The sequence below is a fragment of the Nocardia sp. CDC159 genome (genome assembly GCF_023740735.1).
In the GTDB taxonomy this organism is placed as follows: Bacteria; Actinomycetota; Actinomycetes; order Mycobacteriales; family Mycobacteriaceae; genus Nocardia; species Nocardia pulmonis.
Genome location: NZ_JAMRXH010000008.1, coordinates 149337 through 166333 on the forward strand (window position 1 = coordinate 149337; position 16997 = coordinate 166333).

Below are 16997 nucleotides of genomic sequence, written 5' to 3' on the forward strand. Positions count from 1 at the left end.
GTTATCCCTACTTCTTCTTGCCGGCGACGGTCTTCTTCGGACCCTTGCGCGTGCGCGCATTGGTCTTGGTCCGCTGACCGCGCACCGGCAGGTGGCGGCGGTGGCGGATGCCCTGGTAGCAGCCGATCTCGATCTTGCGACGAATATCGGCCTGCACCTCGCGGCGCAGATCACCCTCGACCTTGAAGTCCGACGCCTCGATGTAGTCACGCAGGCGGGTGACATCGTCGTCGGTGAGATCCCGAACGCGGAGATCCGGGCTGACGCCGGTGTTGGCGAGGATCTCCTTGGCGCGGGTACGGCCGATGCCGAAAATGTAGGTCAGTGCGATCTCCATGCGCTTCTCGCGCGGGAGATCGACGCCCATCAGACGTGCCATGGTGGCGATTCCTTAATAGTTGCGGAGGTCTGCTCCCTGTCCGTCCCCTCGTCTGGGGCCCCGGCCTCCGTACCGGGGGTGGTTGGGCATCCGCCCTCTCGGGCTCGACAACGCCCACTGGATCTGGGAGGTCTTCTTTGGTGTGCCAATCCGATCCGCGATCGGTGCTTGGCGGCAATCAGCCCTGGCGCTGCTTGTGGCGCAGGTTGTCGCAGATCACCATGACCCGTCCGTTGCGACGGATCACCTTGCACTTCTCGCAGATCTTCTTGACGCTCGGCTGAACCTTCACGTCCGTCCAATCTGGTTGCGGTTCACAGGGGTGTGAACACAGTTTTTCCCCGGCCCATTGGCCGGGGAAGTCTTCTGCCCGCTCGTTTCCCGGCACGCTCTTCGCCGGGAGCGGCGGTCACTTGTAGCGGTAGACGATGCGACCGCGGGTCAGGTCGTAGGGCGACAGCTCGACGACCACGCGGTCCTCGGGCAGGATGCGGATGTAGTGCTGCCGCATCTTCCCGCTGATGTGCGCGAGAACCTTGTGACCGTTTTCCAGCTCGATCCGGAACATCGCATTGGGCAACGGCTCGATTACTCGGCCCTCGACCTCGATGGCCCCTTCCTTCTTCGCCATATCCTCCGCGATCCCGGTTGGGCCGAGCCTGGTTGGCTCGGCTTGCGCCTAGCTGTCACTGCAGTTTGTCGTGCACTTGCGTCGACCGGGTGCCATACTCTCCGGAAGCGGCATGCGGACATGAAGCGACCGGCGGGTAGGTGCACCGCCGATCAAGCTTACCCGTGACTGTCCGCTTCGGCCAAATGGGGGTCAGTCGGGCTCGAGTGGCCGTCGTCCGGTCAGCGGTCCCCAGACCACGAGCAATCCGATCATCACCACCAGCGCGGCGGTGATGACCGAGAAGACCGCGCCGGGACCGTGGCTCTCCAGCAGCGGCAGCAGCAGGAACGGCTGCACCGCCGTGCTCAGCTTCGACAGCGAATAGGTCGCGCCCGAGGCCGTCCCGCGCACGCTGGTGGGGAACGACTCCGGCAGATAGGTGTGGATCGCGTCGGAGAAGACGTTGCTCGCCACGGTGAACAGAGCGCCGGAGAGCAGGATCAGCGGTACGGCCGTCGCGAAGCCGAAGATCAGTCCGAACACCGCCATCAGCGCGGTCGTGGCGATCACCAGATACTTGCGCTCGACGCGTTCGATCAGCGGGATCGTCAGCAGTGAGCCGATCGGATAGCCCAGATAGGTGATGGCCAGATAGCCCAGCGAGTTCACCACCGTGAAGCCCTTGGCGTGCAGTACCAGCACCGCCAGCGTGCCGAAGCCGTAGTAGCCGAAGACCTGCAGGATCATCACCGCGGAGAACAGCAGGGTGCGACCCCGGAAGGGCGGGCGGAGGATTCGCGCGAACGGCACGTGTTCGGCCGTGGTCTGTTGTCGGGCCAGCCACTTCGGTGATTCCGGCATGTGCCGCCGCGCGACGAACACCAGCGCGGCGCCGAGACCGCCGATCACGAACAGCCAGCGCCAGCCGTCGATGCCGAGTGGGCGCAGCGGGACCAGCCAGCGCGCGAGGAATCCGACCGTGGGCACCGCGCAGAAACCGATGGTGTAGGCGATGGCGATCATCCGGCCGCGCACCTGCGCGGGCATCACCTCGGACAGATAGGTGTCGGAGACGGTCATCTCCGCGCCGATGCCCAGGCCCGCGAGCGCGCGGGTGGCCATGAGGAACCAGACGTTCGGGCTGAACGCGCCCAGCAGGGTGAAGCCCGCGTACAGGCCGATATTGATCATGAACATCCGGCGGCGGCCGAACAGATCCGACAACCGGCCCAGCACCAGCGCGCCGAAGAACTGACCGGCGAAGGCCGAGGCGAGGATGCCGCTGAGCTGATAGGTCGACAGCTGCAGTTCCTGCTTCAGCACGCCGGTGATGGTGCCGGCCAGGAACAGCTCGTAGAGATCGAAGAACAGGCCCATTCCGACCAGGGCGACCAGCTTGCGATGGATGGGCCGGACCGGGAGTTGGTCGAGCCGCAGGCCGCTGCGGCCGTCTTCGACTGTTGTCGCCATCCCGCCATGCTCCCGATCTCGCAACGGCCCGGCAATCCAGCGCGCCGAGTGTGAGGCACACTACAGCTATCCGGGCGGGGGTTCCCCGCGGGCCGACCGGGCGGCAGGTCCGTCACGGCCGTTTTCGCTCGCGTAAACTACCGGCTGTCCAGGTAATCCGGTACCAGCAGATCCAGGGGGATCCGTGAGGGAGCGCAGCGAGCCAGTCTTCTCCGCAGCGCCCTCGGGCACCGCGGAGCTGAGCTCGAGCGTCTGCGAGGTGCGTTGTGGGTCGTAACGACGACGGCCTCCCGATGCTGCCGCCGTGGCTGTCCGAAAGCGAAGTCACACAGGTCGGTTACGAGGCTCCGGTCCAGAACCTGCCGCACGAGGAGTACATCCCCGAGGAGTCCGCCTCCCGGCGCAAGGGCCGCCGCAAGGCCGAGGATCCGGAGGGCGGCAAGAAGCGCCGGATCGGCTGGCGCCGCGACAAATCCGAGTCCGAGGAGCGGGAGGAGCCACCCGCCCCCGACAGCGCGGCACCGCGGCAACTCCCGCCCCTCCCCCAGCGACACGGCGGCGAATTCCAACTGCCCCACCAGAATTCGCCCACGCGGGCCAACGGTGACGAGTACCCCGGCCGGTACGGCGGCGGCACCGCGACGCAGCGGCCGGGCGGCGGGCACGCGCCTGCCCCGGGCGAGCAAACCCCCGCGTCACACCTGGAGGGCGGATATCCGCCCCCGCCCAGCGAATACTCACCCACGCTGGGCGGACATCCCGCGACTTCGCGCGAGAGCACCGGCTACGCCCCGACCGGACCAACCCCCACTCCCGAGAGTGGTGAATACCCGAGCGGACACCCGCCGACTCCCGGAGGGCACGCTCCCGCCACATCACACGAAGGCACCGATTACGCCCCCACGGGGGGCGGACATACCCCCACTCCCGAGAGCAGCGGATACCCAGGCGCGTACACACCCGCACCCGGCGGACCCATTCCCGGCACGGCACGCGAGGACGCCGATTACACCTCCGCGCCGGGCGGGCCGACCTCCCCCCGGGCAAGCGGCGGGTACCCGCCACAGCACGGTGGATACCCGGGCGGGCAGGCGCCGGCGGCAACTCCGGCCGCGGGCGGTGAATCCGCGGCGCAGGCGGGAAGCTCTGCGCCGCAGGGGTTTTCGGAAAGGCCGCAGGCAGCGCCGACCTGGCAGGCTCCGCCGTCGGTGCCGCAGTCCTATTCGGCGGCGAGTGCCCCCGATGCCGAGTCGGTAGAGCAGACGACGCGGATCGGCCGTCGGCCCGAGTTGCCGGATCTGCCGCCGCCTCCGGATCGCACGGCCGACCGGCCGTCGCTGCCGGAGCCGCCGGGACCGGCCGATCGTCCCGCGCCCGAACGGCTTCCGGATCCATCGCAGGCGGTCCCTCCCGCGGACGAACCGGCCCCGCCCTGGCTGAGCCCCATGCGCGTCCCCGAGCCGCCCGCGGAACCGGCTCCGGCATCGGCGGATTCGGCACCGCCGACGGCCGCCGAACCTGCGGGTCTCCCCACGGCCCGGCCCGACGAGCAGGTCGCCACCCCGGCTCCGGCCGCCGATCGCCACCCCGCGCTCGAGACGCCGATCCCGACGCACCTCGGTCCGGCCGGCGAGCCCACCGCCTTCGTGCGGCCGCGCGGCGAATCCGGTCCGCACCTCCCGATGACCGCCCCGCACGAGGCGCGCAACGGAACCGGCGCGCCCACAGCGCAGCCCGTCCCCGGACCGGAAACATCGGCACCGATCAGTGCGACAGCCACACCGCAACTACCCCCCGGCCCCGGCCCCGCAGCGCAGCCACCGAGTGCCGAAACGGCCACGCCCACAACGCGGTACCCTGCCGCCGATCCACGGCTACCGCAGGCGCCCGCCGCGAGCATGCAAGCCCCGGGCGACGAAACAGCCACACCCACAACCCGCTACCCCGCCACCGATCCGGGGCTACCACACGCACCCACCCCCGGCGCACGGACACCGGGCGACGAAACGGGCACGCCCACAACCCGGTACCCCGGCACCGACCCACGACTACCGCACGTACCCACCCCCGGCGCACCCGCCCCGGGCGACGAAACGGGCACGCCCGCAACCCGGTACCCCGGCACCGATCCGCGCATACCGCACGCCCCCGGACCGGCGATGCCGCAGTCGGGCCCCGCCGCCTACCATCCGCGTACCGCCCCGCCGGCCCCGGGCGGCGACGATCGCGCGCCCGGGCACTACAACGGAACGAACCCGGCCGCAGCGGGTTACGCCGCGCCGTACGAGCAGCCGGGCCCTCCCTACGCGCCCCCGCACGGCGGGCAGTGGCAGCAGCCCGGTGGACAGTGGGGCACGCCGCAGCCGCAGCACTTCGGGCAGCAGGGGCCGCCGCCCTCGCTGGACGATGTGCCGGTGCGCCGGGCCAAGAAGGCGCCCGGATCGGGCTGGCGGCGCGCGGTGCACCACATGTCCGGCGGTGCGATCAATCCCGGGATGTCCGCGGAGGAGCGGCGGCTGCAGGAGCTGGTCGCGCGGATCCGCCAGCCCGTGCGCGGGGACTATCGCATCGCGGTGCTCTCACTCAAGGGCGGCGTCGGCAAGACCACGACCACCATGGGCATCGGCTCGATCTTCGCGTCCATCCGCGGCGATCGGGTGATCGCGGTGGACGCCAATCCGGACTTCGGCACGCTGTCCCAGCGCGTCTCGCTGCAGACCCGCTCGACCGTGCGAGATCTGCTGCTGGATCAGTCCATCCGCTCGTATTCGGATGTGCGCAGGCACACCTCCCAGGCCACCAGCAGGCTGGAAGTACTTGCCAGCGAACGCGATCCGGCCGCGTCGGAGGCGTTCAGCGAGGAGGAGTACCGCAAGGTCGCCCGCATCCTGCAGCGGTTCTACAACATCATCCTCACCGACTGCGGTACCGGACTGATGCATTCGGCCATGGCGGGCGTGCTGGATCTGGCGCATTCGCTGGTGCTGATCTCGTCCTCGGCGATCGACGGCGCCCGCAGCGCCGCCGCCACCCTGGACTGGCTGTCGCTGCACGGCCACGACCACCTGGTGCGCAATGCCGTCGTGGTGATCAACCTGCCGCGACCGGGCTCACCCAATGTGGGCATTCAACAACTGCGCGAATACTTCCTGTCCCGCTGCCGCGCGGTGCACATCATCCCCTACGACCCGCATCTGTCCGAGGGCGCCGAGATCGACCTGGCCCGTTTGCACAAGAACACCAAACGCGCCCTGGTCGAGCTGGCCGCCACTGTCGCAGACGATTTCGCCACCGACCACCGGCGTTACAGTGTGTGATTGCGCCGGCCCCGTCGTCGCGGGTTTGCGGCGCCCTGCGCCGCAAACGTGCGGGAGAGAAGCACCGATAGCCGCGTTTTCGATCGTGGTGTCCGATCTGTTCAGCGCGGACGTTCCTACCAGGCGGGCAGCCGCCGCCGGCCGGCGAGGACATCGTTGACGAGATCGTCGTAGCCGTCCGCCAATTCGGCCAGGTGGTGCCAGGCGCCGTGCAGCATTTCGTCATTCGCGTCGAGGGTCATCAGCGCGTGGTGGGCGCGGACCGAGGCCTCGGCGAGGCGGTCGATGACCGAACCGATGGTCTCGGTGTGCAGCGTCGCACCGAGGCGGTGCTGGGGAACCGTGCGGGCGATCCAGTCGTCGATCGCCATCACCAATTCGGTTCGGCGGCGCTCGATTTCGATGATCGTGGTGGGATCGCGGTCGGGCTCGGAACCGCCGCGACCGATGAGCCTGCGCTCGTGCAGCACCGCTAGATCCCGGGCGAACCACAGCATGGGGCCGCCGATGACGCGATGACCGCGACAGGCGCGCAACAACAAATCGGAACTCGGCAGTAAGCCGGTCGTCAGGGATTGGACCGCGGTCGCGCTCTGTGGTGCGTCGGGCAGCGCCACGACCACCGTCTGAGATGTCTCCGAACCTGCCACGTTGCCTCGCCGTCATCGCCGTTACAACACCCGTTCAGGACTTCATTACAATAAACCTCTGAAGGCGTGTGTCAAGGGTCACACGCCCATCGGACCAGCAGAGTAGACTCCATTTCTCGAGGCACAACCTAGGAGCGAGATGGCGGCGGAGGGTCCGAGGTACCAGCGGATCGCTGACCTCCTCCGCGAGGAGATCCGAGGCGGCACCTGGAAGCCGGGCGATCGATTACCCAGTCACTCGGAGCTTGCGGAGCAAATGCAGGTGTCGATCACCACCGCCCGCAACGCCATTCAGGTTCTCGTGGCCGAAAACCTGCTCTACACGGCAACTTCCCGGGGGACCATCGTCCGCAGTCAGGAAGTACTGGAATCGGTTGTGACCAACCACATCCGGCCGGACCGGCCGAAGTCGTCGCACGACATCTTCTCCGAGATCGCGCGCGCGGCCGGGCGCGAACCGTCCAAGCAGTTCACCGCGCGCATGGAACCCGCCGACGGGGAGGTCGCGCTGTGGCTGGGCGTGCCGAAGGACTCCTGGGTCATGTCGAGAACCGTTGTCCAGTATCTGGACAACGAGCCGTGGTCGTGGGAGGTGAGTTTCTATCCACGGGACTTGGCAGAGGCCACCGGGATCGACTCGCCGCACGACATTCCCGAGGGCACCACCCGTCGGCTGGCAGCGCGGGGCCACGCCGAGACAGCGCACCGCGACACCATCGTCGCCCGCCCCGCGACCGCCGAGGAGGCGGCGGTCCTCGGTGTCGGCATCGGCACCATGCTGCTGGATCATTTGCGCATCGGCGCGAACGCCGCGCGCATCACGCGCGTCACCCGGCATCGCTCGATCGCCGCGCGCAACCGGCTCGCCTACGAGCTGGGCGATGACGGCGGCACCGAGATGATCCGCAAGGTCCTGGGATCGCCGCAGCCCCCGGGCAATTCGCATTCCTTCGGTAGCTCGCTGGTGCCAGGACCACCATGACGATCCGCATCCGCCAGGCGCATATGAGCGATCTCGGCACCATCTGCCGATTACGACTCCAACGAACGGCCTGGCTTGCGGAACGAGGCTCGGATCAATGGACCCGCCAGGGGCGGGGGTTACCGATCGAACGGTTTGCCCGCGCGGTGGGCCGCGCCGTGCGCGCCGGGGAGACCTGGATCGCGGAGGTCGACGGCGAACCGGCAGGCACCATCACCGTGAACGATCGTGCCGACGCCGGTCTGTGGTCGCCGGGCGAGATCGCCGACGCCGTCATCGTGCACTACATGATCGTCGACCTCCGCTTCGCCGGCCGGGGCGTCGGGAAGGCGCTGCTGGCCTACGCCGGCGCCGTGGCTTGCGAGCGCCATCGCACCTGGGTGCGCCTGGACGCGTGGACGACCAATACCACCCTGCACGACTACTACCGGCGTGCGGGGTTTCGCCTGGTCCGTCTCGCCGGGCCCGACGCGCCCGGCCCGTCCGGTGCCCTGTTCGAGCGCCGTGCCGGTGCCTGGGATGCCGTAGGCGCGGACGCCGCCACGGAAGGTTGGTGCCACGTGGCGGCACGCTCTCACAGCGGAGGCAGATAGGCGATCTGAACCATCTCCTGCCCACGGCTACGGGAGACCAGGATGCCGCGCCCGGGCGGCAGTTTGGTCGGGCGCACGTCGCCGATCAGTTTGCCCTCGTCCCGCGGGCCGCTCATGATCAGCGTATCCACGGACATGTTCTTCATGCCGCCGAGCACCGGATCGTAGAGTGCGCGGGAGACGCCACCGATGCGTCGGGTCACGATCAGGTGGAAGCCGATGTCACGAGCCTGCGGCAGGTATTCCATCAGCGGGGCGAAGGGATTGTTGACGCCGCCGACCTGGACCATGTCGTAGTCGTCGATCAGCACGTAGATCTCCGGCCCGCTCCACCAACTGCGTTCGCGCAGCTGCTGCGGGGTGATGGTCGAATCCGGTATCCGTTTCGACAGGTACGCCGCGACCTCGGCGAGCATCGGCCCGCACGTCTGCGACGAGGTGGAGTAGCCGGCCAGCTGCTCCCCCTCCACGACCCCCAGCATCGTGCGCCGGTAGTCGATCATGATGATGCGCGCCTCGTCGGGTGTGGCGCTCTCGACCAACCCCATGGCGATATTGCGCAGCAGCGTGGTCTTGCCGGATTCGACATCCGCGAAGGCCATCAGATGCGGTTCGGTCGAGAAGTCCAGGACCAGCGGTTCCAACTCGTTTTCACCGAGGCCCACCACGATCCGGGTCGGACTCTGCTCGATTCCGCGTTCGGCCGCCATGGCCAGCACCGCTTCCCGGCCGATCTGTGCCGGCAGCATGCGCACCTCGGGCGCCCGGCGCGGGCCCCACACCTGCTCGAGCTGCTGTTTGGACATCGCAACGCCCTCCGACAGCGTCTCGGGATCCGTGTTGGAGTCCAGTCGAGGCAGTGCCAGCAACATGTGCAGCTCCTCGGGTGTCAAACCACGGCCTGGCCGGCCGACGGGCACCAGGGCCGCGGTGCGACGGTTCATCTCGGAGTCGCTCGGGTCACCCAATCGGAGCTCGAGCCGGGTTCCGATCTGATCCTTCACCGCCGGCCGGATCTCCATCCAGCGAGACGCACTGATCATCAAGTGGATGCCGAACGAAAGGCCCTGTGCCGCAAAGCCCCAGATCTGCGGTTCCAGGTTCTCGAACTCCTCCCGGATGGTTGCCCAGCCGTCGATGACCAGGAACACATCGCCGAATCTGTCGTCGGCCAGCGGATCGCCCTCCGGCATCGAGCCGTCCGGACGCATCTGCGAGAACTTGCGGCGCCGGAATTCCGCCATGGATTCGATACCCAGTTGGCTGAAGCGCTCCTCCCGCTGCCGCATCAACGAGGACAGCTCGGCGACGGTTCGGCGGACGCGATCGACGTCGAGGCGGCCGGCGACCGAACCGACGTGCGGCAGACCCGAAAGGCCCGCCATGCTGCCACCACCGAAATCCAGGCAGTAGAACTGCACCTGCTCCGGGGTGTGGGTGGCGGCCGCGGCCATGATGATCGTGCGCAGCCCGGTCGACTTACCCGACTGCGGACCGCCGACGATCGCCACATGTCCCTGGGCGCCCGACAATTGAATGGTCAGCACGTCCCGCCGCTGCTCGTACGGCTTGTCGATGATGCCGATGGGCATCCACAGCTGGCCGTGGCGATTGACCGGCGAGCGCCAGTCGGGGTCGGGCAGCAGCATGTCGACCGACGGCGACTCGTCCAACGGCGGCAGCCAGACCTCGTGCGCGGGCCGACCGTGCCCGGTCAGCCGGCTCACCACGACCTCGAGCAGGGTCTGCGGGATACCCTCCTCCGCCGGCGGCGGCGGCTCCGGCAACTCCAGCAACGGATCCGGCTCCGTCTCCGGTGGCGTCTTGACCTCCACCGGCGCGGCGGTGAACACCGTCGGTGACCCGCTGACGATGCGACCGTCCACCACCACCGGCCCCGACGGCCGCGGTGAGACGTACGGTCCCGACACGTAGGTCGCGTTGAACCGCAAGGGATCCGCGGCATCGGTCTTGAGGTAGCCGGAGCCGGGGATACTGGGCAAATGGTAGGCGTCCGTGATGCCGAGGACTGCCCGCGACTCGTTGGCGGAAAACGTCCGCAGGCCGATTCGGTAGGACAGGTGCGAGTCCAGACCCCGCAGCTTGTTCTCCTCGAGACGCTGGGAGGCCAGCAGCAGATGCACGTGCAGCGATCGGCCCAGGCGACCGATCATCACGAACAGATCGGCGAAATCCGGCTTCTGCGAGAGCAATTCGGAGAACTCGTCGACGACGATGAACAGCGCAGGCAGCGGATCCAGCGGTGCACCGGCGGCGCGGGCCTTCTCGTAGTCGGTCACGTTGGCGAAGTTGCCCGCCGATCGCAGCAGCTCCTGGCGGCGGTTCATCTCGCCGGCCAGGGCGTCGCGCATGCGGTCCACCATCGACAGCTCCGCTTCCAGGTTGGTGATGACCGCGGCCACGTGCGGCAGCGGGTCCAATCCCAGGAAGGTCGCACCGCCCTTGAAGTCGACCAGCACCAGGTTCAGCGCGTCGGGTGAGTGCGTGGCCACCAGCGACAGCACCAGTGTGCGCAGGAACTCCGACTTACCGGAACCGGTTGCGCCGATGCACAATCCGTGCGGGCCCATGCCGAATTCGGCCGATTCCTTGATGTCCAGCTCCACCGGGGTACCGTCCGGCGTCACGCCGATGGGCACCCGCAGCCGTTCGCGGGGCGTGCGGGGGCGCCACACCTTCGCCGGTTCGATCTGAGCGGCGTCGGGGATCTTCAACAGCGCCATCAGGCCGGGATCGGCCCGGGTCTCGTCGCCCAGGCTGACGATCTGCGCCGCGGTCGCGATCCGATACCGGGCCAGCGCGCGGGCGAACGCCTCGGCCTCGGCGATGCTCACCTGATCCGCGGTGGCGAACTTTTCGACACCGGCGGGACTGCGCGCGCTCACCGAGCCGCCCCCCACCACCAGCTGCAGGCCGCGCCGCGCGGCCAGCCCGTTCTCGGGTGCGGTGAGGTCGAGCACCGTCACCGAGTCCAGCCCGGACTCGCTGACCAGCCGCTCGCTGCCGTTGACGTAGCCGTCGTCGATGACGACCAGCAGATGTGTCCGCCCCTGCGTGGGTTGCGGATTGCGCATGAAGCGACCGCGTTCCATCAACTCGGCCGACAGCGCGGTCTCGAGCTCGCCCAGCGAGCCGTACATCATGCGCGCCGATCCCAGGCCGTCGCGCATGGTCGGATGCTGCAGGTGCGGCAGCCATTTCGCCCACGCCCACGCCGGCCCGTCCGGGTTGGCGCAGACAATGGCGACGGCGACGTGGTCGGGTCCGTGGAATGCGGTGAATTCCATGATGATCGACCGCGCCAGGGTCCGGGCGTCCTCGGGTGTGCCCTCGATGTTGATGGCCGGAAAGGCCCGCAACGACACCGCGGTGGGCAATCCGTGCACCACCGAGTGGGTCCGGACGAACCGGCGCAGCGCCACCGTCGACACCGGCTCCAGATCCTCGAGCGGGCCGGTCTCCGGTCGCGCCAGTTTGGTGGCCAGCCGGTGGCTGCCGACCCCGACGCGGACGTGGCCGAAATCCGGGTCGTTCGGGCGCCGCTCCCACATCCGCCGGCTACCGACGATCGCTTCCAGATCGGCCGGCTCGGGATGGCTCCAGATGAGCGAATCCAGCTGCTTCTGGCCGGTGCGGCGCACGTCCTTGCGCACCTGGTCCAGATAGCGGAAGTAGTCCTTGCGTTCCTCGTTGAGCTCCGCGGCCGACTTGGGGCCGCCGCCGCCCCGGCCGAACCCCATCATCATGCCGGCCATCGACATGAGCATCATCATCGGGAACATCATCATGAACGGATTGCTCAGCAGCGACCGGCCCATCATCACGAACATCGCGAGCATGCCGACAACGGCGACGACCATTACGACCGGCATCAGCTTTGCGATCAGCGGGGCCGGCAGCGGCCGGGCGATCTCCGGCGGCGGGCTCAGCGTCACCTCGCCACCAGGCGCCCGCAGCGGAGCGATCCGGGGGCGGCGCACAAAACCTTCGGTAACCATGTTCCTCTGCAGTCCCGTAGCTACGGCTCGTTGTAGAACTCGACGTCGTCGCGTTTGCGGCGGAACGGAATCGCGACGGCCATACCGATTCCCAGCGCGGCCAGGCAGGTGATGGACCCGATGACGGCGTAGCGGCGCGGCCGCGGGTCCGGTGGCGGCGGCACGTACGGAGCCGCGATGGGACGGGGCTTGTCCGCGTCGGCGGACACCGGCCGCTCGGGCAGCCGCGCGGTCAGGGCGGCCAGCGGATCGATCATGCCGTGCCCGACGGCGTCGTCGTGTCCGGCGCCGGGTGCGTGGGCGGTGCGGACGATCCGGTCGATGACCTGCCCGGCGCTCAGCTCGGGGAATCGCGCCCGGATCAATGCCGCCAGCCCGGCCACGTACGGAGCGGCGAAGCTGGTGCCCTCGATGGGCCGGATGCCGTCGGTGGTCTGCACCCCGTTGACCAATCCGGTCCCGCCGCGCTTGCTGTCGAGCGACACGATCTGCCGCCCCACGGCCGCCACACCGATCCACGGCCCGCGGAGCGTCAGCTCGGAAGGAACACCGTTCGGATCGATCGAGGCGACCGACAGGACGTACTTGTCGAACCATGCGGGACTCGAGATGGTCTGCACCCCAGCCCAACCCGGCGTCTCGTTCTGCGTCTTGCACGCACCGTCGGACTGCAGGTTCCCCGCCGCGACCACGACGACCACATTACGCTCGAAGGCGTACCGCACGGCAGCGCCGAGGGTGGCATCGGCGGTGTCGGAACCTGCGAACGAGCACGCGACCTCGGAGATGTTGATGACACTGGCCCCCATGTCGGTCGCGCGGACCACCGCGGCGGCCAGGGTGAGCACATTGCCGTAGCCGGAGTCGACGATCGCGCCCGGGACCTGGTCGTTGTTGCGATCCTTGCGCTCGTAGGCGAGGCTCAGCTGGCGAATGGTCAGGATCTCGGCCTCCGGGGCGACACCGACGAACGCATCATCGGGGCTGGGCCGGGCCGCGATGATACCGGCGACGACCGTGCCGTGCCCGTCGCAATCGGCGGTGCCGTCGGTATCGGAGACATAGTCGCCACCCGGTTGCAGTGCGGGCAGCCTCGGATGGGGGTTCACCCCGGTGTCGATGACGGCGACCTTCTGCCCCGCGCCCCGGCTGAACTGCCAGGCGGCCGGCAGATCCAGCACGCGCTGCGCGATCGGCGGCTCCTGCGGCGGCGAGCCGACGAGCGTCGGTTCGGCACAGATGCGGCGCTGTTCGGTCGGCTCGAGCGGGGCCGGCCGACCGCTCAGCGCCAGCGCCGGCCCCAGCGCACCCGGATCCACCGTCGGTGGTGCGACCGCACCCGCCACTGCCGGGATTCCGAGCAGCGCCGCACCGAGAACAGCTGCGGCGCAGACGACTGCGCTCCACGCGCCACCGAGTCCGTGGGACCGGATGCCGCGCCCGCCGCCCCCCGGCTCGGTCATAGGTTGCGAGCCATCGAGTAGATACCCATGATCCACAACACCAACGGGATCACGAGAACGATCAGCAGATACTCGAAGATCTCCCCGGCTCGGCGCTGCACCGGGGTGATCTCGATATGCGGCCCCACCACGCCGAAGAAGACGACGGCCGCGGCGAGCACCAGCAATACGGCCGCCGCGAGCACGGCGTATCGGGAGTCCCCGAGCGCCAATCCGACCAGCAGCCCGCCGAAGGCGACCGCCCCACCCACGATGAGCGTGCCCGCCTGGGTGAGATCGGCGAACGAGCGGCCCCGCAGGGACAGGATTATCGCCGTCACGACCGCGAGGGCGATGCCCGGCCAGCGCGGGGCGCCCAACGGGTCGGCCGCACCCAGCGCACCCACGACCGCCGCCACCGTGCTGCCGGCGAGGATGCCGGATTGATACCGGTTGGCGGCCTCGGCCCGACGCCCCAGGCCGACAGCCGACGGCAGCGCGGTGGCGCCGATCGCGCCGATGCCCTCGATGGTCGGCCGCGGTTCGTGGTCGGCGGGGTCGATCGCCGCACCCGCCGTTGGTACCGGCGGCACCGGCAGACGAGCCAGCCCGGCCGACAACCTGGGCACGACCGAGATCAGTACGAGCGCGCCGACCAGCAGTCCGCCGGCGATCTTGGGCAGGGCCGGATCCCAGATCATCCGCACCGCCGCCGCGATCGCGCCGAAGACGGACACGGTGATGGTGAGGGAGAACAGGGTGGCTCCCACCCCGGTGGCACGGTAACCGACCGCCGCGGCGGCCAGCAGGACCGAAAATCCCAGCAGCAGATGCGGACTGCCGAGCGGACCCGGCGCGAACAGCATCGCCCCGGTGAACAACAGGAGCAGTGCCGACACCGAAAGCCAGGTGCCCGAGAGCGAATCGGCGTACTTCCGCGCGGCGATGGCCGCGGCGACCATTGCCGCGATACCCGTGCCCGTGGCGAGGAACGGTGGCACCAGTCCGTCGCCCTCCGACCGGCTCATGGCCAGCAACAGCATGGCGACCAGGACCGCCGCCGCCCCGGCCAGCAGGCCGGTCCAGCGGGCCGCGGAGGGGGACCAGCCGCGGAACGAGTCCGCGGTCAGCCGCGACACCGCGTCGATGACGTCGTCGAACAGCGCGGGCGATTCCTTGGCCGTCACCGACCTCAGAACCAGCAGTTCACCGTCGTATACCTCGGCTTCGGTCAGCGTGCGATGCGGCGGGATCGGTTCGCGGCCCAGCCGGGCCAATGTCCAGTGCTGCGATTGCAGCGGTGCGGCGTCTTCGTCGCTCTCCGTGGGATCAGGGTTTCGCGATTCGATGAGCTCGACCAGCTCACCGATGAAGGACGCGATCGGCACCGACGCCGGCAGTCCGATATCGAGCTGCGTATTACCGCCGATGACCGAAACGCGGCACAGTTCGGGTTCGACGGCGGCACGGCCGCCGATGGCTGATGTGGTCAATTCTTCGACAACTCCGGAGGCTCGGGGAACAGCTGTTCGTTGAACGATCTCCGTTTCGGCAGAACCACTTTCACCCCGTCGATAATCTTACGTTGCCACCATCCGGCCGCGAAAACTACTGTATCGGACTGCCCGGACCTGCGCTATCGGTAGGCTGGTCGGCAGATGGACCACAAAGCTTCGACAACAGAAAAATTCGGGGATCGACAGCAATGACCGGCAACCGCCAAGCACAGCGCGCCTTCGACGCCGGAGTCCTGTCGCTGGGTCTCACCATCGACGGACAGGAGTCCGCGCGCGATCTCGACTACGCCAAGCTGGCATTCCAACGGGCCACCGAATGGGATCCCACGATGTGTGACGCCTGGCTCGGCCGGGCGGCGGCGGGTGAGGTCACCCAGGAGGTGCTCTTCAACCTCTACAAGACCAGCGATTCGACGCTGTATCGGGAGCAACGCCGGCTCGGGTTGCAGCCTCGGGAGCTGTCCGCCCGCTTCAACACCGGCCTGTACATCGATTACCCGCTGGCCAACTACACCGAGATCTGCGCCGCCCAGGCCGCGCAGCTGATCGCCGACAAGCAATTCGACGAGGCCGAGCGGGTGCTGGACAAGCTGGCCGAATATCTGCGGACCCGGTCCGCCACCGCGGAGACAGTGGCCGACAACCGAATCGCGGCCTATGTGCGCGGCGTGCTGCATTACACGACGCAGCGCTGGCCCGACGTCATGACCGTGCTGGCCGGGTCGTCCGAGTGGGACGACCCCTACATGGCCGCCGGCGCCCACGTGATGGTCGGCTCGGCATGTGCCCAGGTAGGACTGTTCGGCGAGGCGATCCGCCGGATGGAACAGGCCGAGCAGGGTCCGATTCCGGCGGCGCGGACGACGGCCATGTTCTGCCGTGGTCTGTGCCTGCGCGAGATGGGCAACGAGGAGGAAGCGCAGTCGCTGTTCGAAAAGGTCTACTCGCAGACGCCGGACTTCAAGGCCAACACCGAGGCGATGCGCGATCGGACCTACCGGATCACGGTCACCTCCAAGGAGGTGATCGAGTCGCGAACCAATCGCTGGGATCCGGACTCGGCGCCGACCCTGGAGCAGCTGGAGCAGGTCGAGACCCAGGATCGGGCCAAGCGCATTCTCGACGAGGCCCGTGCCCACCTGGATCGACAGATCGGTCTGGCCTCGGTGAAAACCCAGGTGGCCAAGCTGCAGTCGTCGGCGATGCTGGCGAAGATCCGGGCCGAGAAGGGGCTCGCGAGCGCGCCTCGCGGCCAGCACCTGGCCTTCACCGGCCCGCCGGGAACCGGCAAGACGACCATCGCCCGCATCGTCGCCAAGATCTACTGCGGCGTCGGCCTGCTCAAGACCGACAAGGTCGTCGAGGCCAAGCGCATGGACTTCGTCGGTGAGCACCTGGGCAGCACCGCCATCAAGACCGACAAGCTGATCGACAGCGCCATCGATGGCGTGCTGTTCATCGACGAGGCGTACACGCTGATCCAGACCGGATTGTCCGGTGGTGACGCCTTCGGCCGGGAGGCCGTCGACACCCTGCTTGCCCGCATGGAGAACGATCGCGATCGCCTGGTGGTGATCATCGCCGGCTACGACGGCGAGATCGATCGCCTGCTGGCCGCCAACGACGGCCTGGCCTCACGGTTCGCCAAACGCCTCCAGTTCCCGTCCTACACACCGCAAGAACTCGGCCAGATCGGTCACATCATCGCCGAATCCCGGGATTCCGAACTCTCGTCGGAGGCTCAGGAACTCCTGGTCGAGGCGTGCACGCGGCTGTACGCCCTGGAAAGCGTCGACCAGAGCGGCCAGCCCAGACGCGGCGTCGATCTGGCGGGTAACGGTCGATTCGTGCGCAACGTCATCGAGGCCGCCGAGGAGGAGCGGGAGTTCCGGCTCGCCAACGACCCGGAATTGGATCTCACCCAGATCGACGAATCGGTGCTGATGCGCATCGAGGCGCCTGATATGCGCACCGCCCTCGACAGCGTGCTGTCGTCGCTCGGCCTCGCCGGCTGA

At 68.5% G+C, this 16997-nt stretch carries 12 protein-coding genes; 4 read left to right on the forward strand and 8 right to left on the reverse strand.

Annotated elements, in window-relative coordinates; translation table 11 throughout:
- Positions 1–7 precede the first annotated feature (7 nt).
- The 4 genes from rpsM to NDR87_RS19570 all read right to left on the reverse strand — a co-directional run bounded on the left by rpsM (position 8) and on the right by NDR87_RS19570 (position 2462).
- Entirely contained in the window at positions 8–379 is a 372-nt protein-coding gene (gene rpsM / locus NDR87_RS19555) for a 30S ribosomal protein S13 (protein WP_251914423.1), read from the reverse strand.
- Between the two features lie 178 nt (positions 380–557).
- A complete protein-coding gene (rpmJ, locus tag NDR87_RS19560) occupies positions 558–671 on the reverse strand; it encodes a 50S ribosomal protein L36 (RefSeq protein ID WP_025347279.1) in 114 nt (37 codons plus the stop codon).
- Between the two features lie 117 nt (positions 672–788).
- Positions 789–1010: a translation initiation factor IF-1 gene (gene infA, locus NDR87_RS19565; protein WP_040804562.1), complete on the reverse strand. Its 222-nt coding sequence runs from the start codon at positions 1008–1010 to the stop codon at positions 789–791.
- 192 nt (positions 1011–1202) lie between these two features.
- Complete coding sequence (locus NDR87_RS19570; RefSeq protein WP_251914422.1) at positions 1203–2462, reverse strand: MFS transporter; 1260 nt, start codon at positions 2460–2462, stop codon at positions 1203–1205.
- A gap of 1682 nt (positions 2463–4144) precedes the next feature.
- On the opposite strand from NDR87_RS19570, the gene NDR87_RS37915 reads away from it, so the two are divergent.
- Positions 4145–5779 (forward strand): AAA family ATPase, encoded by a 1635-nt coding sequence (locus NDR87_RS37915; RefSeq protein ID WP_372494235.1) that lies wholly within the window; start codon positions 4145–4147, stop codon positions 5777–5779.
- A 116-nt stretch (positions 5780–5895) separates the two neighbouring features.
- Here the strand turns inward: NDR87_RS37915 and NDR87_RS19580 are convergent, their stop codons facing one another.
- The gene (locus NDR87_RS19580) at positions 5896–6429 is read right to left on the reverse strand and encodes a DUF4254 domain-containing protein (protein ID WP_251914420.1); all 534 of its coding nucleotides are present in this window, start codon (positions 6427–6429) and stop codon (positions 5896–5898) included.
- Positions 6430–6568: 139 nt separating this feature from the next.
- Between NDR87_RS19580 and NDR87_RS19585 the strand changes: the two genes are divergently transcribed.
- Positions 6569–7411, forward strand: a complete 843-nt coding sequence (locus NDR87_RS19585) for a GntR family transcriptional regulator (RefSeq protein ID WP_251914419.1) — start codon at positions 6569–6571, stop codon at positions 7409–7411.
- Positions 7408–8004, forward strand: a complete 597-nt coding sequence (locus NDR87_RS19590; RefSeq protein WP_251914418.1) for a GNAT family N-acetyltransferase — start codon at positions 7408–7410, stop codon at positions 8002–8004. Before NDR87_RS19585 ends, NDR87_RS19590 begins: the two co-directional genes overlap by 4 nt.
- On the opposite strand, the gene eccCa is transcribed toward NDR87_RS19590, so the two are convergent.
- Genes eccCa through eccD form a run of 3 tightly spaced genes read right to left on the reverse strand, consistent with a single transcriptional unit; the run spans position 7986 to position 14958 of the window.
- Complete coding sequence (eccCa, locus tag NDR87_RS19595; protein WP_251914417.1) at positions 7986–12023, reverse strand: type VII secretion protein EccCa; 4038 nt, start codon at positions 12021–12023, stop codon at positions 7986–7988. The genes NDR87_RS19590 and eccCa overlap by 19 nt on opposite strands.
- Before the next feature lie 20 nt (positions 12024–12043).
- On the reverse strand, positions 12044–13486 hold the full coding sequence (gene mycP, locus NDR87_RS19600) for a type VII secretion-associated serine protease mycosin (protein ID WP_251914416.1): 1443 nt from the start codon (positions 13484–13486) through the stop codon (positions 12044–12046).
- Positions 13483–14958, reverse strand: a complete 1476-nt coding sequence (gene eccD, locus NDR87_RS19605; protein WP_251914415.1) for a type VII secretion integral membrane protein EccD — start codon at positions 14956–14958, stop codon at positions 13483–13485. Before eccD ends, mycP begins: the two co-directional genes overlap by 4 nt.
- Positions 14959–15170: 212 nt before the next feature.
- Between eccD and eccA the strand changes: the two genes are divergently transcribed.
- The gene (gene eccA, locus NDR87_RS19610; RefSeq protein WP_251914414.1) at positions 15171–16997 is read left to right on the forward strand and encodes a type VII secretion AAA-ATPase EccA; all 1827 of its coding nucleotides are present in this window, start codon (positions 15171–15173) and stop codon (positions 16995–16997) included.

Bases quoted from the DNA above. Each gene is read 5' to 3' on its own strand.
- NDR87_RS19585 (WP_251914419.1), top strand. From the start codon at position 6,569: ATGGCGGCGGAGGGTCCGAGGTACCAGCGGATCGCTGACCTCCTCCGC.
- eccA (WP_251914414.1), top strand. From the start codon at position 15,171: ATGACCGGCAACCGCCAAGCACAGCGCGCCTTCGACGCCGGAGTCCTG.
- NDR87_RS37915 (WP_372494235.1), top strand. From the start codon at position 4,145: ATGACCGCCCCGCACGAGGCGCGCAACGGAACCGGCGCGCCCACAGCG.
- rpsM (WP_251914423.1), bottom strand. From the start codon at position 379: ATGGCACGTCTGATGGGCGTCGATCTCCCGCGCGAGAAGCGCATGGAG.
- eccCa (WP_251914417.1), bottom strand. From the start codon at position 12,023: ATGGTTACCGAAGGTTTTGTGCGCCGCCCCCGGATCGCTCCGCTGCGG.
- NDR87_RS19570 (WP_251914422.1), bottom strand. From the start codon at position 2,462: ATGGCGACAACAGTCGAAGACGGCCGCAGCGGCCTGCGGCTCGACCAA.
- NDR87_RS19590 (WP_251914418.1), top strand. From the start codon at position 7,408: ATGACGATCCGCATCCGCCAGGCGCATATGAGCGATCTCGGCACCATC.
- infA (WP_040804562.1), bottom strand. From the start codon at position 1,010: ATGGCGAAGAAGGAAGGGGCCATCGAGGTCGAGGGCCGAGTAATCGAG.
- mycP (WP_251914416.1), bottom strand. From the start codon at position 13,486: ATGACCGAGCCGGGGGGCGGCGGGCGCGGCATCCGGTCCCACGGACTC.